Annotated in this window: 19 protein-coding genes; 9 read left to right on the forward strand and 10 right to left on the reverse strand. The window is 63.4% G+C overall.

Features of this window, described 5'->3' with window-relative positions; genetic code table 11:
• Positions 1–29: 29 nt before the first annotated feature.
• From AC0L3U_RS18555 to AC0L3U_RS18570, 4 genes are all read right to left on the reverse strand, one after another.
• The gene (locus AC0L3U_RS18555; protein ID WP_473362686.1) at positions 30–2,234 is read right to left on the reverse strand and encodes a xanthine dehydrogenase family protein molybdopterin-binding subunit; all 2,205 of its coding nucleotides are present in this window, start codon (positions 2,232–2,234) and stop codon (positions 30–32) included.
• A gap of 7 nt (positions 2,235–2,241) precedes the next feature.
• Positions 2,242–3,258, reverse strand: coding sequence for an FAD binding domain-containing protein (locus tag AC0L3U_RS18560; protein WP_473362687.1), 1,017 nt, complete (start codon positions 3,256–3,258; stop codon positions 2,242–2,244).
• Entirely contained in the window at positions 3,255–3,746 is a 492-nt protein-coding gene (locus AC0L3U_RS18565) for a (2Fe-2S)-binding protein (protein ID WP_473362688.1), read from the reverse strand. The genes AC0L3U_RS18560 and AC0L3U_RS18565 overlap by 4 nt, the downstream gene beginning before the upstream one ends.
• A 149-nt stretch (positions 3,747–3,895) precedes the next feature.
• Positions 3,896–4,375: an Lrp/AsnC family transcriptional regulator gene (locus tag AC0L3U_RS18570; protein WP_473362689.1), complete on the reverse strand. Its 480-nt coding sequence runs from the start codon at positions 4,373–4,375 to the stop codon at positions 3,896–3,898.
• Positions 4,376–4,508: 133 nt separating this feature from the next.
• On the opposite strand from AC0L3U_RS18570, the gene ald reads away from it, so the two are divergent.
• Positions 4,509–5,615 carry an alanine dehydrogenase gene (ald, locus tag AC0L3U_RS18575; RefSeq protein WP_473362690.1) on the forward strand — a complete coding sequence of 369 codons (1,107 nt, stop codon included), beginning with the start codon at positions 4,509–4,511 and terminating at the stop codon, positions 5,613–5,615.
• A 9-nt stretch (positions 5,616–5,624) separates the two neighbouring features.
• Here the strand turns inward: ald and AC0L3U_RS18580 are convergent, their stop codons facing one another.
• On the reverse strand, positions 5,625–6,260 hold the full coding sequence (locus AC0L3U_RS18580) for a DsbA family protein (protein ID WP_473362691.1): 636 nt from the start codon (positions 6,258–6,260) through the stop codon (positions 5,625–5,627).
• A 240-nt stretch (positions 6,261–6,500) separates the two neighbouring features.
• Between AC0L3U_RS18580 and AC0L3U_RS18585 the strand changes: the two genes are divergently transcribed.
• A complete protein-coding gene (locus tag AC0L3U_RS18585) occupies positions 6,501–6,680 on the forward strand; it encodes a hypothetical protein (protein ID WP_231171117.1) in 180 nt (59 codons plus the stop codon).
• 148 nt (positions 6,681–6,828) lie between these two features.
• Complete coding sequence (locus AC0L3U_RS18590) at positions 6,829–7,887, forward strand: YeiH family protein (RefSeq protein ID WP_473362692.1); 1,059 nt, start codon at positions 6,829–6,831, stop codon at positions 7,885–7,887.
• 227 nt (positions 7,888–8,114) lie between these two features.
• Here AC0L3U_RS18590 and AC0L3U_RS18595 read toward each other — a convergent pair whose 3' ends face one another.
• The 5 genes from AC0L3U_RS18595 to AC0L3U_RS18615 form a co-directional block, all read right to left on the reverse strand.
• On the reverse strand, positions 8,115–8,987 hold the full coding sequence (locus AC0L3U_RS18595) for an ABC transporter ATP-binding protein (RefSeq protein ID WP_473362693.1): 873 nt from the start codon (positions 8,985–8,987) through the stop codon (positions 8,115–8,117).
• Positions 8,984–9,892, reverse strand: a complete 909-nt coding sequence (locus AC0L3U_RS18600) for an ABC transporter permease (protein ID WP_085352332.1) — start codon at positions 9,890–9,892, stop codon at positions 8,984–8,986. Before AC0L3U_RS18600 ends, AC0L3U_RS18595 begins: the two co-directional genes overlap by 4 nt.
• Entirely contained in the window at positions 9,889–11,310 is a 1,422-nt protein-coding gene (locus AC0L3U_RS18605) for an ABC transporter substrate-binding protein (protein WP_473291074.1), read from the reverse strand. The genes AC0L3U_RS18600 and AC0L3U_RS18605 overlap by 4 nt, the downstream gene beginning before the upstream one ends.
• Before the next feature lie 165 nt (positions 11,311–11,475).
• Complete coding sequence (locus AC0L3U_RS18610; RefSeq protein WP_473362694.1) at positions 11,476–12,255, reverse strand: Crp/Fnr family transcriptional regulator; 780 nt, start codon at positions 12,253–12,255, stop codon at positions 11,476–11,478.
• Positions 12,256–12,448: 193 nt separating this feature from the next.
• Complete coding sequence (locus AC0L3U_RS18615) at positions 12,449–12,745, reverse strand: gamma-butyrobetaine hydroxylase-like domain-containing protein (protein WP_473362695.1); 297 nt, start codon at positions 12,743–12,745, stop codon at positions 12,449–12,451.
• A 208-nt stretch (positions 12,746–12,953) separates the two neighbouring features.
• Between AC0L3U_RS18615 and AC0L3U_RS18620 the strand changes: the two genes are divergently transcribed.
• From AC0L3U_RS18620 to ytfQ, 6 genes are all read left to right on the forward strand, one after another.
• Positions 12,954–13,727 carry a ferredoxin--NADP reductase gene (locus tag AC0L3U_RS18620; RefSeq protein ID WP_473362696.1) on the forward strand — a complete coding sequence of 258 codons (774 nt, stop codon included), beginning with the start codon at positions 12,954–12,956 and terminating at the stop codon, positions 13,725–13,727.
• A 104-nt stretch (positions 13,728–13,831) separates the two neighbouring features.
• Complete coding sequence (locus tag AC0L3U_RS18625; protein ID WP_473362697.1) at positions 13,832–15,574, forward strand: fumarate reductase/succinate dehydrogenase flavoprotein subunit; 1,743 nt, start codon at positions 13,832–13,834, stop codon at positions 15,572–15,574.
• A 29-nt stretch (positions 15,575–15,603) separates the two neighbouring features.
• The gene (locus AC0L3U_RS18630; protein ID WP_007593252.1) at positions 15,604–15,837 is read left to right on the forward strand and encodes a 4Fe-4S dicluster domain-containing protein; all 234 of its coding nucleotides are present in this window, start codon (positions 15,604–15,606) and stop codon (positions 15,835–15,837) included.
• Positions 15,838–15,839: 2 nt separating this feature from the next.
• Entirely contained in the window at positions 15,840–16,817 is a 978-nt protein-coding gene (locus AC0L3U_RS18635; protein WP_473362698.1) for a HEAT repeat domain-containing protein, read from the forward strand.
• A gap of 111 nt (positions 16,818–16,928) precedes the next feature.
• Positions 16,929–18,101 (forward strand): fumarylacetoacetate hydrolase family protein, encoded by a 1,173-nt coding sequence (locus tag AC0L3U_RS18640; RefSeq protein WP_473362699.1) that lies wholly within the window; start codon positions 16,929–16,931, stop codon positions 18,099–18,101.
• Between the two features lie 438 nt (positions 18,102–18,539).
• Positions 18,540–19,505: a galactofuranose ABC transporter, galactofuranose-binding protein YtfQ gene (ytfQ, locus tag AC0L3U_RS18645; protein ID WP_473362700.1), complete on the forward strand. Its 966-nt coding sequence runs from the start codon at positions 18,540–18,542 to the stop codon at positions 19,503–19,505.
• Positions 19,506–19,588: the final 83 nt, after the last annotated feature.

Here is a 19,588-nt window from a genome sequence, read left to right on the forward strand (position 1 = left end):
CCGAGCGGGCCGGTCGGATGACCGGCGTCTCAGTCGAGAAGCTTGTCCAATGTGATGGGGAAGCGGCGGATGCGCTTGCCGGTGGCGTGATAGACGGCGTTCGCGATCGCGGCGGGGACGCCCACAATGCCGATTTCGCCGATGCCCTTGATGCCGAGCGCGTTGATGTGCGCGTCCGGCTCGTCGACGAAGATCACGTCGATGTCGTGAACATCTGCGTTCACCGGAATGTGGTACTCGGCAATGTTCGCGTTCATGATCCGTCCAAAACGGTGGTCCATCACCGTCTCCTCGTGCAGGGCCATCCCGATCCCCCAAACCACGCCGCCCATGATCTGGCTGCGGCCGGTCTTGGTGTTGAGAATCCGCCCGGCCGCGACGGCGCTCACGACCCGCGTCACGCGAATGACGTTTAGCTCCTCGTCCACTTTGACCTCGGCAAAGACGGCCGAATGGGTATTGCGCGCGTGCTTCTTGTCCTCGCCGAACTGGTTGAGCTTCTCCTTCTCGATGCGCTCGACGCCGCCATGGCGCATCGCGTCGGCGATCGAGACGGCGCAGCTTTTATCGCTGGCGCTGGCAATGCTGCCGTCGGTCAACACCGTATCGGCAAGCTCGGCGCCGGCGAGCGGCGAGCCTGGCATCTTCCCGGCCAGAGCTAACAGCTCCTTGCGCACTTCCTCGGCGGCTGCGAGCACCGCATGCGCGCTCGAGGCGGCCATCCAGGAGCCGCCCTCGACAGGCGCCTGCGGCAGGGTGGAATCTGCGAGCCTGACGCTGATGTTCTCGATCGGCAGGCCGAGTGCGTCGGCCGCGACCTGCGCCACAATGGTGTAGGTGCCGGTGCCGATGTCGGATGCGGCGCAGGACACCTCGGCATGTCCGTTCGACGTCAGCACGATACGAACGGCGACCGGCATCTGCAGTGCTTCCCACACGCCTGTTGCCATGCCCCAGCCGACCAGCTCCTTGTCGTCGCGCATCGAGCGCGGCGCAGGGTTGCGTCTGCTCCAGCCGAAGGCGTCCGCGCCGCGCGCGTAGCATTCGCGCAACTGCTTGCTGGTGTAGGGCAGGTTTTCGCTCTGGTCGCGATCCGAGTAGCACTTCAGCCGCAGTTCGATCGGATCGAGCTTGAGCGCGACGGCGAGCTCGTCCATGGCGCATTCGAGCGCGCAGACGCCCGACGCCGCGCCCGGTGCGCGCATGTCGCAGGGCGTGGAGACGTCAAGGTGAACCAACTTGTGGGAGAAGCGGCTGTTCGGGCTCTTGTAGAGCTGCTCAGCCCAGCCGGTATCGTTGCGTGCAAAATCCTCATAGCGCGAGGTGACGGCAATGGCCTCGTGCGTGACCGCATCAAGCGTACCGTCGGATTTTGCGCCGAGCGCGACGCGCTCGATGGTCATCGGCCGGTAGCCGAGCCCGTACATCTGCTGGCGCGTCAGCACGACGCGAACGTTTCGCTTCAGCGCGAGCGCGCCAAGCGTTGCCAACACCACCTGATATTGCGGCCGCAAGCCGGAGCCGAAGGCGCCGCCGACGTATGGCGAGACCACCCGAATGTCATCCGGCTTCTTGTCGAACACGCCGCATAGAAACTTGTGGACGTTCTGGACGCCTTGGGTCTTGTCGTAGATCGTGAGCTTGCCATTGCTGTCCCAGACCGCCGTGGTCGCGTAGAGCTCCATCGGGTTGTGATGCTCGGTCGGTATCACGTAGTCCGCCTCGTGGCGCACATCAGCTTCCGCAAGGGCGGCTACGGCGTCGCCCCGCGGCTTGTGCGGCTTGTCTTTTTCGGCCGCGTTGCTGCGCTCGCCTTCGAGGTCGGTCGCAAAACTATGCTGCTCATACTCGACCCGCACGAGCGTCGCGGCGAATTTCGCGATTTCCCAGTCCTCTGCGACGACCAGTGCGATCGGCTGGCCATTGAACTTGATCGTGTCGTCATAAAGCGGGCGGAAAGGCGAGCCTTCCTCGGGCGCGACCTCGTCCTTCCACGCCTCATCCTTGTCGGCGAGCGGCGGACGGTTCGCATGCGTGAGCACGTCGAGCACGCCCTCGACCTGCAGCGCCGCATTGGTGTCGAGGCGTGCAATGCGCCCGCATGGAATGGTGGCCTCGACCACGAAGCCATGGAGGAGCCTGTCGGCCGGAAATTCGCCGGCGTATTTGGCGACCCCGGTGACCTTGGCCCGGCCGTCGACACGCGACGTTGGCGTTCCCACATAAGCGTTCATAGGGTCCTCACGCGATTTTCTTGTGAGCCTGGGATTGCGGCGTGGCGTTGGCCGCCTGTGTCAGTGTCCGCACGATGGCGCGGCGTGCGAGCTCGACCTTGAAGCCGTTATGTGAGCGGGCCGTTGCTCCCTGGAGCAAGAGATCCGCGGCGTGCGAGAAGTGATCGGGCGTCGCGGCCTGGCCGCGCAACGCCGCTTCGGCTTCGAGGCTGCGCCACGGCTTGTGAGCCACGCCGCCGAGCGCCACGCGCGCCCCGCTGATCGCGTTGCCCTCCAATTCGAGCGCGGCGGCAACCGAGACCAGAGCAAAAGCATAAGACATCCGGTCGCGAATTTTCAGGTAGCTGTAGTTTTGAGCAAAGCCGCGCGGCGGCAGCTCGATCGCCGTGATGATTTCGCCGGTGCCGAGGTTGGTATCGACATGAGGCTTGTCGCCGGGCAGCCGATGGAAATCGGTCAGCGCGATGGTGCGTTCGCCGGAGGGACCCGCGATGTGCACGAGCGCGTCGAGCGCGGCCAGCGCCACGCTCATATCGGAGGGGTTGGTCGCGATGCAAGCGGCGCTCGTGCCCAGGATCGCATGGTTGCGGTTCAGCCCGTCCATCGCCGAGCAACCGCTTCCGGGATGTCGCTTGTTGCACGGCGTGGCCGTGTCATAGAAATAGGCGCAGCGCGTTCGCTGCATCAGATTGCCGCCGACCGACGCCATGTTGCGCAGTTGCGCCGAGGCGCCGGCCAGAATGGCGCTGGCGAGCAGGGGATAGCGCTGCTCGATCAATGGATGGTAGGCGAGGTCCGAGTTCGGCACCAGCGCGCCGATGCACAGGGACCCGTCGGACGTCTCCTCGACCTTGCGCAGCGGCAGGCGGGAAATGTCGATCAGCCGGGTGGGGCGCTCGACATTCTCTTTCATCAGGTCGATCAGATTGGTGCCCCCGGCGATCAGCTTGGCGCCGGGATCGGCGGCGAGCAGGCGGATCGCGTCGGCGACATCAGTGGCTCGGGCATACTGGAAATTGTTCATGGCTGGCCCACTGCCTGCTGGATGGCGGCGACGATGTTCGGATAGGCGCCGCAGCGGCAGAGATTTCCGCTCATGAGCTCCCGGATCTCGTCGGTATCTTTGGCACGGCCTTCGGCGAGCAGTCCGGCCGCCGAACATATCTGTCCCGACGTGCAATAGCCGCACTGGAAGGCGTCATGGTCGATGAAAGCCTGTTGCAGGGGATGCAGTGCGCCGTCCTTGGCAAGACCTTCAACAGTCGTGATCTCCGCACCGTCCTTCATGACGGCGAGCGTGAGGCAGGAATTGACGCGCCGGCCATCCACCAGCACGGTGCAGGCGCCACACTGACCATGGTCGCAGCCCTTCTTGGTGCCGCTTAGTGCAAGATGATCCCGCAAGGCGTCGAGCAGCGTTGTCCATGGCACGAGATCGAGCGTGTGACTGACGCCGTTGACGACAAGATGGATCGGGATTCGTTCGGAAATCTGATGCGTGACATCGCCCATGTCCTGCTCCCTGCGACGGCGACCGTGCCGGACGTCAGCCGTGTTGACGCGGGGCACGCCTCCGCCGGCCAATAGCGCCCAACGGACCACCGACCGGTTGGTTCCTTTTGAGTCCCTTGCCGGCAGTTCGCCTTTCCGAGAGGTTGCGGTCAGCGTTTTGCTTCGCCGAACACCACATTCGGTACGGCGCGGTTGACGACCTCGCGCAGCGCGAAGCTCGATTGGACCCGCGCGACGCGCGGCAGGCGCGACAGCTCCATGCGATGGATGCGCTCGAAGTCCTGGATGTCGCGGGCGAGCACGATCAGGATGTAGTCGTCGGTCCCCGACATCAGGAAGCAGCGCACGACGGACGGGCATTTCACCACTTCCGCCTCGAACGCCTTCAACGCCTCGTCGCTTTGGCTCTCCAGCGCGATGCGGACCAGCACCGTGGTGGTGAGGCCGAACTGCGTGAGGTCGAGCGCGGCCTGATAGCCCTGGATGTAGCCGTCGTCCTCGAGCGCCTTCTGGCGCCGCGCGAGCGCGGTGCTTGATAGCCCGACCTTGTTGGCGAGCTCGGTGTGGCTGGCCCGCGCATTGGTCGTGAGTTCCGCGAGGATGGCGAGATCTTTCCGGTCGAGGGCCAAAGTTTCGTTTCCAGCGTGAAAGGGCGTTTGCGCGCCGGAAACCGGCGCAGGGAGGCCAAAGCTAGCGGATATTTGCACGAAACCAAACCGGCGGGTCGCTACGATCATGAGGTGAATCAAAAGGAGGCCCGGGATGCGCGTCGGTGTGCCCAAGGAAATCAAGGTGCAGGAATATCGCGTCGGGCTCACCCCGGGTGCGGTCCGCGAATATGTCGCCGCGGGGCACGAGGTGACGGTCGAGACCGGCGCGGGTGGCGGCATCGGTGCGTCCGACGAAGTCTATAGGCGGGCAGGGGCGACCATTGCCGACAGTGCGCGCGAGATATTCGCGAACTCCGACATGATCGTGAAGGTGAAGGAGCCGCAGAAAAGCGAGTGGGCCCAGCTCCGCGAAAGCCAGATCCTGTTCACTTATCTCCATCTCGCGCCGGATCCCGAACAGGCCAGGGGTTTGCTCGCCTCCGGCTGTACTGCGATCGCCTATGAAACCGTCACCGACGCGGCCGGCCACCTCCCCCTGCTTGCGCCGATGAGCGAAGTCGCCGGCCGCCTCGCCATCGAGGCCGCCGGCGCCGCGCTCAAGCGCTCGGCTAGCGGCCGCGGGCTGCTGCTGGGCGGCGTTCCCGGCGTGCAGCCGGCGCGGGTCGTCGTGCTCGGCGGCGGCGTGGTGGGAACGCAAGCCGCGCGCATGGCCGCGGGCCTTGGCGCCGAGGTCACCGTGATCGACCGCTCCATTCCAAGGTTGCGGGAGCTTGACGATCTCTTTGCCGGGCGCGTGCGCACCCGCTTCTCCACCATCGAGTCAGTCGAGGAGGAGGTGTTCGCTGCCGACGTCGTGATCGGCGCGGTGCTGGTGCCGGGCGCGAGTGCGCCCAAGCTCGTCACGCGTGCGATGCTGGCATCGATGCGACCGGGCGCGGTGCTGGTCGACGTCGCGATCGATCAGGGCGGCTGCTTCGAGACCTCGCACCCGACCACGCATGCCGATCCGACCTATCGCGTCGTGCATTACTGCGTGGCCAATATGCCCGGCGCGGTGCCGGTGACGTCGAGTCAGGCGCTGAACAACGCCACGCTGCCGTTCGGCCTGATGCTCGCGAACAAGGGTTTCGCGGCGGTGCTGGAAAATCCACATCTGCGCAACGGACTGAATGTGCATCGCGGCCGCATCACCAACAAGGCGGTGGCGGAGAGCCTCGGGCTGGAGTTTGCTCCGGTGGGGAGTGGGCTGGCGGCGTAGCGTTGCTGCTCATACCGGCTTGCGATGGCGGCTGCCGAGCGCGGCTTCGATCGTCTCAGGCTTCTCGATGCGTTCGATCAACATGTCGATGCGGTCGCCGCCCCAGAACAGCTCGCCGTTGAACACCATGGTCGGTACGCCGAATACGCCGAGCGCTTCGGCCTCGTCGATGATGCGGTCATGCTCGGCGCGGGCAGGGCCATGGACGTAGGCCTCGAACTCGCTCGCCGAACCGCCGCACGATGTGACGGTACCAGTGATCGCGGCGAGATCGTCGATCTCGAGCTCATGGCTCCAGAACCGACGAAACACCGTGTCGTGATAAGGCCGGAAGAAGCCTTGCTGTTGGGCGAACAGCATGCCGACGCTGGAATAGAACGCGTCGTAGATCCGCCGGGGCCCCTTCATGACGAGCCCCTGCGCATTGGCATAGCGCCGGGCGTCCATATAGGCGTAGCGCACCTTGCGCCAGAAATGCGGCGTGCGCTCTTCGACGGTCCCCATGAATTCGGCAACGCGCAGCGTATAGGGCAGCCATTCGAGCTCGACGCCGTGCGTCTCCTGCAGCTCGAACAGGCGCTTGTTGGCCACGAACGCGTAGGGGCTCTTGTAATCCGTGTAGATGCGCACGCGGGGATTTGGCATTGGCAGATTCCTTTCATACGCGCGGCGCTACCTGCTCGCCGTGGCGCCGGTGCTCAAATAGGCCGGAAGAAGAAAACTATTGCCCCGGGTCCGTCCGGCGGAAGGAGTTTCCCCTCCGGGAGGTAAAAAAGCCAATCGCTTCCATTGCTGTTTGGGTCCGAAACGACGACATTTCCATCAGAAATTGATGGATTGACTGCTATGGAACGCACCGGGTTTGAGCCTTTCGGCGAGCAATTGGTGTCCGCAACGGACACCCAGCCGCGCTCGCGCGGGTCAAAGCTGCTGCTGCGGGTCGGCACTGGCCTGTTCTGGTCGCTGGTTGCCGGCATTGTGCTGGCGCGTGCGGCCTTCTTCGAGCCCGGCGTCTATGACGGCTTCAGCCGCGTCGCCTCGCTGGCCAAGAGCCTTATCTTCTAAGGGCGCCTGATCTTCTAAGGCGCGCCCGATCTTCCGAGCCGGATTATTCCGGGCTGAGGATAGAACTTCCCTCGGCTCTGATATGTCGAAAACTTATTTCCCAATCGGCCGGCGCTGCGTATAAATCCTTCTCCTTGGGGAGAGATTTGTGTCGCAGAATCAAGCATCCAGCCCGGCCGACGCCAAGCCGACCACGGCCACTGGCCGCATTGTCGCGCTGATTCCCGGGATCCTCCTCTGCATCGCCGTGGCCGGTGTTTCGGCCCTCCTCGAACGGGCGGAATTGGGCGTCTTCGAACATCCCTACGTCGAGGCGCTGGTGATGGCGATCTTGCTCGGCATGGCTGTGCGCAGCTTCTGGAAGCCCGCGCCGCGCTGGCAGTCCGGCATCGCCTTCAGCGCCAAGCAGCTGCTCGAAGTCGCCGTCATGCTGCTGGGGGCCTCGATCAGCTTTGCTGCTATCGCGGCGTCCGGCGTCGCGCTGTTGGCATCGATCGCGGCCGTCGTCGTGGTCGCGCTCTGCGTTTCCTTCGGCATCAGCCGCCTGCTTGGTCTCTCGACGCGGCTCTCGATCCTGATCGCCTGCGGCAACTCGATCTGCGGTAATTCAGCGATTGCCGCGGTAGCGCCGATCATCGGCGCCAACAATGACGAGATCGCATCCTCGATCTCCTTCACCGCGATCCTCGGCGTGATGATGGTGCTCGGCCTGCCGCTGCTGATCCCGCTGCTGCAGCTATCGGCCACGCAATACGGCATCCTCGCAGGCCTCACCGTCTATGCCGTGCCGCAGGTGCTGGCCGCGACGGTGCCGGCGGGGCTCATCTCGACGCAGATCGGCACGCTCGTGAAACTGATGCGCGTGCTGATGCTCGGGCCGGTCGTCGTCGGCCTCTCGCTGACGGCCTCGCGCTGGCACAGCGACGCCAAGAAGACCAATGTCGGCTTTTTCCGCTTGGTCCCGTGGTTCATCCTCGGCTTCCTTGCGCTGGCGACCCTGCGATCCCTGGAGATCGTGCCGGGCACGGTGGTTGCCCCGATCACGCGGATCACGGGTTTTCTCACAGTGGTATCGATGGCCGCGCTTGGCCTCGGTGTCGATGTGAAGGTGCTTGCCAATGTCGGGGGGCGGGTGACGGCAGCCGTGACGCTGTCACTGATGCTGCTGCTCGGCATCAGCATCGCACTGGTGCACTGGTTCAAGTGAGCGAAGGCGTTGCCGCGAGCTCCTCTTCCTTCTCCCCTTGCGGGAGAAGGTGCCTTGCCGCAGGCAAGGCGGACGAGGGGTCTGCATCTGCAAACGCCTCTCTCTCTCTCTCTCTCTCTCTCTCTCTCTCTTTTCGAGCGCGCGGATAGAACCCCTCATCCGGCGCTTCGCGCCACCTTCTCCCACAAGGGGAGAAGGGAAGTAAGAGGGTCAGCGTCGAGAAATCGCTAAATCACATCCGCGAGCGAATGCCCGTGCAGCTCGATGTTCAGCCCCTGCATGCCCATGTCGTTGAGCTCGCCGCCCATCGCTTTGATGCTCTCCTCGCGGATCAGCGACATCAGTCCGCGGCGCAATGCCAGGAATTCCGACGACATCATCATCGACTGCTGCCGCGGCCGCTCCAGCGGGATCGGAATCTCCGCCTTGATCGAGCCGGGACGTGCCGTCATGCAGTAGACGCGGTCGGACAGGAAGATCGCCTCGTCAATGTCGTGGGTGACGAACAGCACCGAGATCTTCAGCCGCTGCCACATGTTGGTGAGGATCTGCTGCATGATGACGCGGGTCTGTGCGTCGAGCGCGCCGAAGGGTTCATCCAGCAGCAGCACTTTGGGCCCCGTCGCGAGCGCGCGGACGATGCCGACGCGCTGCTTCATGCCACCTGAGAGCTTCTCGGGATAATGCTTTTCGAAGGCTTCGAGGCCCGCCAGTCCCAGCAGCGTGCGGGCGGCGCGTTCGCGCTGCGAGCGCGGCATGCCGCGCATCTTCAGGCCGAACTCGACATTCTCCCGCACGGTCTTCCAGGGAAACAGCGAATATTGCTGGAACACCATGCCGCGCTCGGCGCTGGGCCCGTTCACCTTCTCGCCATCGACGGTGACAATGCCCGTGGTCGGCTTGAGGAAGCCGGCAACCGCGTTGAGCAGCGTCGACTTTCCGCACCCGGAGGGACCGACGATCGAGACGAACTCGCCAGGCTTTACATGAATCTGCGTATCGGTGACGGCTTCGACCGGCCCCTCGATGCTGTCGTAGCTGAGGGAGAAGTTCTTGACCTCGATATGGCCCTGCGGTGCCTTGATAACGATCTCGCTCATCTTGACCTCCACGGCATCACCAATTGTCCGGCCCCCCGGATCAGCATGCTCGATCCGAGGCCGAGCACGCCGATCGCGATCATGCCGAGCGCGATGTCGGCATACTGGACCAGCGAATAGGCCTCCCAGGTGAAATAGCCGATGCCGTACTGCCCCGAGATCATCTCGGCGGCAATCAACGACACCCAGGCCACGCCCATGCCGACGGTGAGGCCGGTGAAGATGTGCGGGAGCGAGGCCGGAAAATACACATCGCGGAAGATCGAGCGCTCCCGCGCGCCGAGACATTGCGCGGCGCGCACCAGCACGGGATCGACCAGCGACATGCCGTGCAGCGTGTTGACCAGGATCGGGAAGAACGAGCCGAGGAACGTGATGTAGACGATGCTCTGCTCGTTGGTCGGCCACAGCATGATGGCCATCGGCACCCAGGCGATCGCCGGGATCGGCCGCAGCACTTCCGCCACGGGGAAGATGATCTCGTGGACGAGCTTGAAGCGGCCCATGATCAGGCCGAGCGGCACCGCGACGATGGCCGCGAGCGAGAAGCCGAAGAAGATGCGCCGGCAGCTCAAGAGGACGTGCAGCAGGAATTTCGGATCGTGGATCGCCTTGGTGAAGCTCGCATAGACCGCGAGCGGCGAGGGCACGTTGGTGAAGCGCACGAAGAACACGACGCGATAGGTCGTCAGCAGGTGCCAGACCAGCAGGAAGGCAAGCAGTGAGATGATGCCGATCGCGGTCGCGCGCAGCCCGCCCCGGTTGAGCCGGTACCAGCGCAACGCGAGCGTGCCGAAGGAGGGCGGTGATGCGGGTGGCGTGGAGGCGGGCATCGCGCTTGCCTCCGCGATTGCACTTGCCGGCATGCTGTCCTCGGAATGTCTGAGGAGGGCGGGACTGCTCACGTCTTGCCCCCGCCGACCGCCGCCTTCACCGCGTCGTCGAAGCCGAGCACCTTGCCGCTGATCTTGGCGGCATAGGCTTCGGCGTCCTTCTTCAACAGGAACGGCACAACCTCGCCATTGCCGACCGCGAAGAAGGCCTGGTCGGCGAACAGCTTGATGCCGCGGGTGGTATCGAACACGTAGGCGACGTTGATCTTCTTGCCCTTGGCCTTGTAGTCGGCATAGGCGCCCAGCGTGCAGGTGGTTGACGAGAAGGGCATGATGCCGGCTTCGTCGACCCAGACCTCGCCGGCCTTGCGCGGATCGGCGATCGGCTTCTTGCAGAAGGAATCTTCACCGGAGATCTCGTAATTTTTGGTGCTCGCAAGCTGCGCGTCATAGTCGAGCTTCATCTCGGAATAGGCTTTGCGGATGTAGCTGTCGTCGACCCATTTCTTCGGATCGAACTCCTTCATCCGGCCGAGGTTCTGCAGCACCTTGACGTCGGCCGTAGCGGCGTCGATCAGCGCCGGCTTGACCGAGGGATCGGTGGTCATGTTGCCGCTGGGGCCGAGGAAGATGTAGACGACCTCCTTGTTAATGCCGGTCCATTCCTGGATCTTCTCGGCGGCGAGCTTGGGATCGTCGCGCAGCCATTGATTGGCGGCGATCAGCGCCTTGAAGTAGGCGACGACGACCTCGGGATATTTCTCGGCGAAATCGGTGCGGACCACGATGCCGTGGAAGGTCGGGAGATTGGTCTCGACGCCGTCAAAGATCTTTCGCGCAAAACCGCGGAACGGCAGCAACTCGGCGAACGGAACGAAGTCGGCATGCGCGTCGATCTTCTTCTCCTGGAGATTGGTCGAGCCGACCTCCGGACTCTGGCTGACCAGCTGGAAGAAATCCGACGCGTAGCCGCGGTCCTGCATCGCCTTGAGCACCATGCCGTGCGCGGCAGAGCCGAACGGCACGCTCACGAGCTTGCCCTTGAGATCGGCGAGATCGTAGTAGGGTGAATCCTTGTGAACGACGATGCCGTTGCCGGAGCCCGACAGGCTGTAGGCGGCGATGCCGATCAGCCGGCTCTTGCTCTCCGGATTGCTGTCGAAAGTGAAGCCGTTCACGATCAGCGGATAGTCGCCCATCATGCCGATCTGCAGCTTGTTGGCCATCATCGCGTTGGTGACGGGCGGACCGGAGGTGAAGTTCTGCCACTCCAGCTCGAACTTGATGTTGGCGTATTTGCCGTCCTTCGGCAGATATTTCTCGAGGAGATGGAGCTGGCGGATGACGACGCCGGCGGTCACCGTGTTGGTCGTGGTGTCCTGCGTTCCGATGCCGAGCGTAACGGTTTCCGCCGCGGCCGGCTGCGCGAGGAGAAGCGCCAGCGACGTCACCGACATCGCGATCGAGAGCGTGGGAAGATGGCGGACCATTCTCATCCTCATTCGGTTGGATGTGCTGTGGTTGCCATGATTGGGTGAGGGCGTGGGCAGGGCAAATCCGGAATGAGCGCCACAGTCGATTAGTTGCCGGGAAAAGTCGATTGCATACTCCTTGGGCAGTCCTGCACTATAAAGCCGCTTGCATGGGCACCGGCCCTAGTCAGACGCTTGCCCTCGCATCTCTTCCAGCACGTCGGGCCGGCAGACCACGATCTGCGAGCGCTTGGTCAGCACGATTCCCTTCTCCTGCATGCGCTTCAGGCTGATCGTGACCCATTGCCTGGTGGCGCCGACCATGTGGGCGATATCAGCATGGGTAAAGGCGGCCGCGATCACACGGCCGTCGGCGTCCTCGACGCCGTAGAGATCGACGAGGTGCAGCAACAGATGCGCAAGGCGCTGTGTGATCGAGCGCGTTCCCAGCATCTGGGCCAGCGCCGAATAGCACTTGCCCTTGAAGGTGAGGCCTTCGATCAGGCCGATCGCGAGGTTCGGGATCTCTAAGGCAAGGGACCGCAGCTCCTTTCCGGGCAGATGCACCACGCTGCAATTGCTGGATGCAACGCCGGACCATTGATGCACGGTGCCTTCGAACACTTCGGGGCCGCCGACGAAATTGCCGACATGCCAATAGGCCAGCGTGATCTCGCGGCCGAGCGGAGAGGTATAGAACACCCGGATACGGCCGCTCTCGATCAGCCAGATACCGTCATGCTTGCCACCCTGGCTGAACAGCGTCTGGCCACGGTTGAGCACTTTTCGGCGGCCCTGCTTCAGCACCAGCTCCCGCTCGCGCTGGCTGAGCTTGTCCATCAACGCCGGCGGTCCGCCGATCCATTGCTGGTTCTCGGTGAGCAGCAGCGAGGAACCGCCGGCAGGCCGGATCGTGGCGGGAGCCGTCCCGCGAACCACATTGGCCGCCGCCTGCAACATCATCTGCCTCCAGAACGTTCAAACCGTTCTAAAGAGGAGCAATGTCCGTGCCAGATTCACTCCGCTGTCATCGCCCGGCTTGACCGGGCGATCCAGTATTCCAGAGACGTCAATGGGTTATCGAGAAGCCGCGGCGTACTGGATTCCCCGCCTTCGCGGGGAATGACAGCGGAGTTTGGAGGACGACCTGTCGCGTCTACCGCCTCGCCAGGCTCAACAAATACGGCTTCGGGTAAATCCCCCGATTGTGCCCATCCGAAAAAGAGATGTTCAGCCCGTAACCGAGATCGCCGATCTCGGTGATCGCGATGCCTGGAAACCGCTGGGGGAAGCGGCCGTCGAAGCGGGCGCGGGTGCAGTGGGCGCATTTGCAGGAGAGGCGGAGCGTTTCCGCCGGCAAGTCCAGCGTGTCGTCCTCAGCGATGCGGACGCGGAGCGTCGCGAGGTCGGCGCTTGCTTCGTAATCTGCCACGGTCGGTGCCACCAAGGTCATGACGTGTCTCCGACCCTTCTCTACGTTGCCGCAGCGCTGCCGCGCTAGCAACTAATTGCCAGGCGCAGGTGCGCGACGCTGATCTTCGCTGCCTGCTGTTCGATCATCGCCCACGAAATGTGAAACTAATCGACCGGGAATTTCAGTTCGGCGTTGCCGGATTCCCGTCTCTCCGAAACCTTGTGCGCAATCGAGGTCAGGAGAGACAATGAACGCATTTCAGAAGGAAACGGTCCTGTCGGTCAGGCACTGGACCGATAGCCTGTTCAGCTTCACCGCGACGCGCGATCCGGGCTTCCGCTTCCAGAACGGCCAGTTCGCGATGATCGGGCTGGAAGTCGAGGGCAAACCGTTGCTGCGGGCTTACAGCATGGCGAGCGCCAATCACGAGGAGGCGCTCGAGTTCTTCTCGATCAAGGTGCAGGATGGTCCGCTGACCTCGCGCCTTCAGAAGATCAGGGAGGGAGACGTCATCCTGGTCGGCCGCAAGGCCACGGGCACGCTGATCACCGGCAACCTCATTCCCGGCAAGCGCCTGCTGCTGCTCTCGACCGGAACGGGGCTCGCGCCGTTCGCCAGCCTGATCAAGGACCCCGACGTCTACGAGAACTACGAGACCATCGTGCTCGCCCATGGCTGCCGCCAGGTCTCCGAGCTCTCCTATGGAGAGCACCTCGTCGAAGGCCTGCGCAATCACGAGTTCTTCGGGCCGCTGATCGGCGACAAGCTCGTCTACTACCCGACCGTCACCCGCGAGCCGTTCAGGAATCGCGGCCGCATCTCCGACCTGATCGCGTCGAACCAGCTGTTCGACGACATTGGTCTATCAGGCCTCGATATCGAGACCGACCGCATCATGCTGTGCGGCAGCCCGGCGATGCTGGAGGAACTTCCCGCGATGTTTTCCGCACGTGGCTTTGTCGAGGGCAGTCACAGCCGGCCCGGCCATTTCGTGATCGAAAAGGCCTTTGTCGAGCGCTGAGGCGCAAATCGCACCCCGGCGACAACTAATTGCTATCGCCGGGACGCCTGCTGAACAAATCTGATGCAAAGGCGCCGGATCTGCCGGCGGACCAGGAGCAAGCGATGTCACTAGATCAGATCGTCGACGGACTTTCGGAGGTTTCCTGCGACGTGCTCGTCATCGGCGGCGGCACTGCCGGCCCGATGGCGGCGTTGAAGGCGAAGCTGAAGAATCCGAAGGCCAACGTCGTCCTGCTCGAAAAGGCCAACGTCAAGCGCTCCGGAGCGATCTCGATGGGCATGGACGGCTTGAACAACGCCGTCATTCCCGGCTACGCGACGCCGGAGCAGTACACCAAGGAAATCACCATTGCCAATGACGGCATCGTCGATCAGAAGGCGGTCTACAAATACGCGCAAAACTGCTACTCGATCATCGAGGAACTCGACAGTTTCGGCATCCGCTTCCTGAAGAACGAGAACGGCGATTACGCCGTCAAGAAGGTGCACCACATCGGCACCTACGTGCTGCCGATGCCGAACGGCGAGACCGTGAAGAAGGCGCTGTATCGCCAGCTCCGCCGCGCCCGCATCCTGATTTCCAACCGCTACATGGCGACGCGGCTGCTCAAATCCGCAGACGGCCGCATTGCCGGCGCGATCAGCGTCAACACCCGCACCGCCGAGATGCTGGTGATCAAGGCCAAGGCCGTGATCCTGTGCATGGGCGCCGCCGGCCGTCTCGGCCTGCCGACCTCCGGCTACATGTTCGGCACCTACGAGAACGCGGCCAATTCGGGTGACGGCTATTCCATGGCCTATCACGCCGGTGCGGCACTGGCGAACCTCGAATGTTATCAGATCAATCCGCTGATCAAGGACTATAACGGACCGGCCTGCGCCTATGTCGCCGGTCCCTTCGGCGCCTTCACCGCCAACAACGAGGGATCGCGCTTCATCGAATGCGATTACTGGTCCGGCCAGATGATGCTGGAGTTCTACAACGAGCTGCTGTCCGGCAAGGGCCCGGTGTTTCTCCAGCTCAAGCATCTCCATCCCGACACCATCTCGGAGATCGAATCCACGCTGCACAAGGTCGAGCGTCCCACGCGCGGCCTGTTCCAGCAGGGGCGCGGGGTCGACTACCGCAGCGAGTCGATCGAGATGCATATCTCCGAGATCGGATTCTGCTCCGGTCACAGTGCGTCGGGCGTGTTCGTCGACGACAACGCGCGCACCACCGTCCCGGGCCTCTATGCCGCCGGCGACATGGCCAGCGTGCCGCACAATTACATGCTCGGCGCATTCACCAACGGTTCGGTCGCCGGCGTCGACGCGATGGAATTCGCGGACAATCACGACTTCGCGGAATTCGACGCGGCCGAGGTCGCCAGCGAACGTGACCGGGTGATGGCGCCGACCAAGCGCGAGGACGGCATTCCGCCGAACCAGATCGAGTACAAGACCCGGCGTCTCGTCAACGACTATCTCCAGCCGCCGAAAGTCACGCGCAAATACGAACTCGGCATGCGCCGGCTCGCTGAAGCGAGGGAAGACATGCAGGAGCGCATGATCGCGCGCAATGCGCACGAACTGCTTCGCGCGCTCGAAGTCCAGTCGATCATGGATTGTGCGGACATGGCAGTGCATGCCTCGCTCTACCGCGAGGAAAGCCGTTGGGGCCTCTATCACTGGCGGACGGATTTCCCGGAGAAGGACAACGAGAACTGGTTCTGCCACACGCTGCTCAGCAAGCAGGACGGCAAGATGACCAGCGAGAAGCGTGCCGTGGAGCCCTATATCGTGCCGATCGCCGACGATGAGAAGGATCTCTACGACAAGCAGCGCATCCGCGCCACAGCCTGACCCGCCGCACAAATAACAGGAGACATACGATGCCTCTCGCTTCCTATCAGACATCGGTTCCGGTGGTCGTCGACGACGCCAAATGCATCGCGGACAAGGGCTGCACGGTGTGCGTCGACGTCTGTCCGCTCGACGTGCTGCGGATCAGCGATATGACCAACAAGGCCTACATGGCCTATGACGAATGCTGGTACTGCATGCCCTGCGAGGCGGATTGCCCGACCGGCGCCGTCACCGTCAACATTCCCTATCTGCTGAGGTAGTCATGTCGAGCCCGTTCGAATCCTACGACGATCTCGAAGATGCCGACGAGCGGCTCCAGGCCGCCGATCCAGGGGAGCGCCGCGTCGCTATCATCGCGCTCGGCCATTCCGGCGATCCGGCAGCGGTCGGCCATCTCGCCAAAATGGTCGCCGATCCCGATGCCGGCGTGCGCCAGCAGGTCGCGATGGCGCTCGGCGAGTTCGACGGGCCGGAGGCCGCGAGCGCGCTGGTGAAGCTGCTGGTCGATCCTGAGAGAATCGTCGCGTCCGCCGCGGCCGACAGCATGGCGGAGTTCAAGGATCCCGCCTGCGCCGAGATCATCCTGCCGCTGGTCAAGCATGCCCACGCCTTCGTCCGCATGGGCGCGCTGCGTGCGCTGAAGGAGCTGCGCTGCAAGGATACGCTGAAACCCGCGCTCGAAGCGCTCCAGGATTCCGATGCTGCCGTGCGGGTGCAGGCGATCGGCGTGATCGGGTTCCTCAAGCTGGAGGAATCAATTCCGGCGCTGACCGCGCTGATCAACGATCCCGACGCGCATGTGCGCCGTGCCGCCGTCAGCGCGCTCGCCTTCTCGCAGATGAAGCCTGCGGCCGAGATGATCACGCGCGCTCTGAAGGATTCGGACTGGATGGTGCGGGAGATGGCGGCGGAAACGCTGGGCCTCAACGTCAACGGATCGATTGCTGCCGACCAGCTCATCGCTTCGCTCGGTGACGAGTTCTGGCAGGTGCGTCTGAAGGCAATCCGCAGCCTTGGCCGGATGAAGCTCGAGCGCGCGGTTCGCCCGATCGGCAATTGCGTCAACCACGACCAGGCTAATTTGCGGAAAGAGGCGGCTGCCGCGCTCGGCGAGATCGCGCACCCCGACGGCGAAGCCTTCCTTGCCGTCATCGCCGACGATCCCGATCCCGAGGTGCGCAAGAACGCGCGCTGGGCGCTTCAGCAGATTGCGGCCCGAAAAGCGCGGGCGGGGGCATAGAAGCGCGGCGGGCTGCCGCGCTGGACTTCCCGTCCCAGACGTTTATTGGTCTTCGCCAATGTGATAGGCCTCCGCGATCGAGGCCGATCCGAAAAGAGCGAGGATGCGCCCATGACGACATTGACGGTTAAGGACCTTCTCCCCGAGGACGGCACGCGGGGAACGCTTGTCGGCCGCGTCTGGCTGCCGCAGGCGAATGGCCCGGCCGTGGTCGCCGTTCGTGGCGATGGTGTGTTCGACGTCACCGCAAAATTCCCGACCGTCAGTGCACTCTGCGAGGAAGACAATCCGGCGAAGGCGCTTGCCGCGATCAAGGGCGAGCGCATCGGCGATCTCGAGGCAATCGTCGCCAACACGCCGCCCGATCAGCGCGATCCCAAGAAGCCGTGGCTGCTCGCACCGGTCGATCTCCAGACGCTGAAGGCGGCCGGTGTGACCTTCGCCATCTCGATGCTGGAGCGCGTGATCGAGGAGCGGGCGAAAGGCAATCCGGCCTCGGCCGAAGCGATCCGGCAAGAGGTTACGCGGCTGATCGGCGACGATCTGTCGAAGCTCAAGCCCGGTTCGGACCAGGCGATGCACCTGAAGCAGGTGCTGATCGATCAGAACGCCTGGAGCCAGTATCTCGAGGTCGGCATCGGCCCCGATGCCGAGGTCTTCACCAAGGCGCCGACCTTGTCATCGGTCGGCACCGGCATGGATGCGGGGCTGCATCCGAAGTCGACCTGGAACAACCCCGAGCCGGAGCTGGTGCTGTTCGTCTCAAGCCGCGGCAAAATCGTCGGCGGCGCGCTCGGCAATGATGTCAATCTGCGCGACTTCGAGGGCCGTTCGGCGCTGCTGTTGTCGAAGGCCAAAGACAACAACGCCTCGTGCTCCATCGGCCCGCTGCTCCGTCTGTTCGACGACAGCTTTACCCTAGACGACGCCCGCAAGCTCGACATCAGCCTGAACGTAAAGGGGCAGGACGGTTTCGTCCTGGACGGTCATTCCTCGATCAGCATGATCAGCCGCGATCCGACCGATCTGGTCGAGCAGACCATCGGCAAGGTGCACCAATATCCTGATGGCTTCGTGCTGTTCCTCGGGACCATGTTCGCGCCGGTCAAGGATCGCAGCGCGCCGGGACAGGGGTTCACCCACAAGCGCGACGACATCGTCACCATCTCAGCGCCCCAGCTCGGCAAACTCGTCAACCGCATGCGGACCAGCGACGAGTGCGAGCCCTGGACATTCGGCATCGGCGCGCTGATGAAGAATCTCGCGCAGCGCAAGCTGGTCTAGCGCGCTGCCTTCCGGTTGTGGGGGGACTCTCCACGAGTCACCTCGCTCAATCGACGAAGAAGCTCTCCCCACCGTCATTGCGCGCATAGCGAAGCAATCCAGAATCCCTCCGCGGAAAGACTCTGGATTGCGTGCACTCGCAATGATGGGGAGAGGAGTTGCGGGTTCGGCTTTCACCGTCCTCCAAGACATTCTCCTCGTCCCAACTGCCGCATCATTTCGTTCATCTCCGCGTTGCATCCGTGGAACAAAATCGCGCTGGACGTGTCATAGAAGTCTCCCATCCGCTCGCGTGCGCTTTCCCCCTCAATAGTAAAATAATATGACTAGTCGGAACCAAACTTCCGTGAAATAGTCCCTCCCGCCGCCTCAAAGGTCGGCCTGTGGGTGCGATGCTACCGATCGGCGCCCCGGATAACATTTTGGGAGATACGCCTGATGATCCTCAAAGCCCTCTTTGCGGCTAGCGCCACGGCCGCGTTGCTGCTCGCGCTGCCGGCGAATGCCGCCGAGCTCACCATCGGCTTCTCGCAGATCGGATCGGAATCCGGCTGGCGCGCGGCCGAGACCTCGGTCTCCAAGCAGGAGGCCACCAAGCGCAAGGTCAATCTCAAGATCGCCGACGCGCAGCAGAAGCAGGAGAACCAGATCAAGGCGATCCGCTCCTTCATCGCGCAGAACGTCGATGCGATCTTCCTCGCGCCCGTCGTCTCGACCGGCTGGGACTCGGTGCTGAAGGAAGCCAAGGAGGCCAAGATTCCGGTCGTGCTGCTCGACCGCGACATCGATCCCTCCGGCAAGGAACTCTATCTCACCGCCGTGACCTCAGACAGCGTGCATGAAGGCGAGGTCGCCGGCGACTGGCTGGCCAAGACCGTCGGGGCCAAGGCCTGCAACATCGTCGAACTGCAGGGCACGGTCGGCGCCAGCGTCGCCGCCAATCGCAAGAAGGGCTTTGACACCGCCATCGCCAAGCATGCGAACCTGAAGGTGGTGCGCAGCCAGACCGGCGACTTCACCCGCGCCAAGGGCAAGGAAGTGATGGAAAGCTTCATCAAGGCCGAAGGCGGCGGCAAGTCGATCTGCGCAGTTTATGCGCACAACGACGACATGATGGTCGGCGCGATCCAGGCAATGAAGGAAGCCGGCCTCAAGCCGGGCAAGGAGATCCTCACCGTCTCGATCGATGCGGTCCCCGACATCTTCAAGGCGATGGTGGCCGGCGAAGCCAATGCCACGGTCGAGCTGACGCCGAACATGGCAGGCCCCGCGCTCGATGCCATCGCGGCCTTCAAGGACAAGGGCACCATTCCGCCGAAATGGATCCAGACCGAGTCGAAGCTCTACACGCCCACCGATGATCCGCAGAAGATCTACGACAGCAAGAAGGGCCTCGGTTACTGAGGCGAGAGTGTCGCCGGACGGCCGTGTTTCGGCAGTCCGGCGATCCCGCTCGCAACCGCCGCGCGAACGAACAGGCTCCGTGT

This window comes from Bradyrhizobium sp. Kon69, from assembly GCF_055807515.1.

Coding starts and splice junctions, on each gene's coding strand:
- AC0L3U_RS18580 (WP_473362691.1), bottom strand. CDS start 6,260: ATGCCAAATCCCCGCGTGCGCATCTACACGGATTACAAGAGCCCCTAC.
- AC0L3U_RS18615 (WP_473362695.1), bottom strand. CDS start 12,745: ATGACCTTGGTGGCACCGACCGTGGCAGATTACGAAGCAAGCGCCGAC.
- AC0L3U_RS18625 (WP_473362697.1), top strand. CDS start 13,832: ATGTCACTAGATCAGATCGTCGACGGACTTTCGGAGGTTTCCTGCGAC.
- AC0L3U_RS18565 (WP_473362688.1), bottom strand. CDS start 3,746: ATGGGCGATGTCACGCATCAGATTTCCGAACGAATCCCGATCCATCTT.
- AC0L3U_RS18560 (WP_473362687.1), bottom strand. CDS start 3,258: ATGAACAATTTCCAGTATGCCCGAGCCACTGATGTCGCCGACGCGATC.
- AC0L3U_RS18595 (WP_473362693.1), bottom strand. CDS start 8,987: ATGAGCGAGATCGTTATCAAGGCACCGCAGGGCCATATCGAGGTCAAG.
- AC0L3U_RS18640 (WP_473362699.1), top strand. CDS start 16,929: ATGACGACATTGACGGTTAAGGACCTTCTCCCCGAGGACGGCACGCGG.
- AC0L3U_RS18555 (WP_473362686.1), bottom strand. CDS start 2,234: ATGAACGCTTATGTGGGAACGCCAACGTCGCGTGTCGACGGCCGGGCC.
- AC0L3U_RS18635 (WP_473362698.1), top strand. CDS start 15,840: ATGTCGAGCCCGTTCGAATCCTACGACGATCTCGAAGATGCCGACGAG.
- AC0L3U_RS18605 (WP_473291074.1), bottom strand. CDS start 11,310: ATGGTCCGCCATCTTCCCACGCTCTCGATCGCGATGTCGGTGACGTCG.
- ald (WP_473362690.1), top strand. CDS start 4,509: ATGCGCGTCGGTGTGCCCAAGGAAATCAAGGTGCAGGAATATCGCGTC.
- AC0L3U_RS18630 (WP_007593252.1), top strand. CDS start 15,604: ATGCCTCTCGCTTCCTATCAGACATCGGTTCCGGTGGTCGTCGACGAC.
- AC0L3U_RS18620 (WP_473362696.1), top strand. CDS start 12,954: ATGAACGCATTTCAGAAGGAAACGGTCCTGTCGGTCAGGCACTGGACC.
- AC0L3U_RS18610 (WP_473362694.1), bottom strand. CDS start 12,255: ATGATGTTGCAGGCGGCGGCCAATGTGGTTCGCGGGACGGCTCCCGCC.
- ytfQ (WP_473362700.1), top strand. CDS start 18,540: ATGATCCTCAAAGCCCTCTTTGCGGCTAGCGCCACGGCCGCGTTGCTG.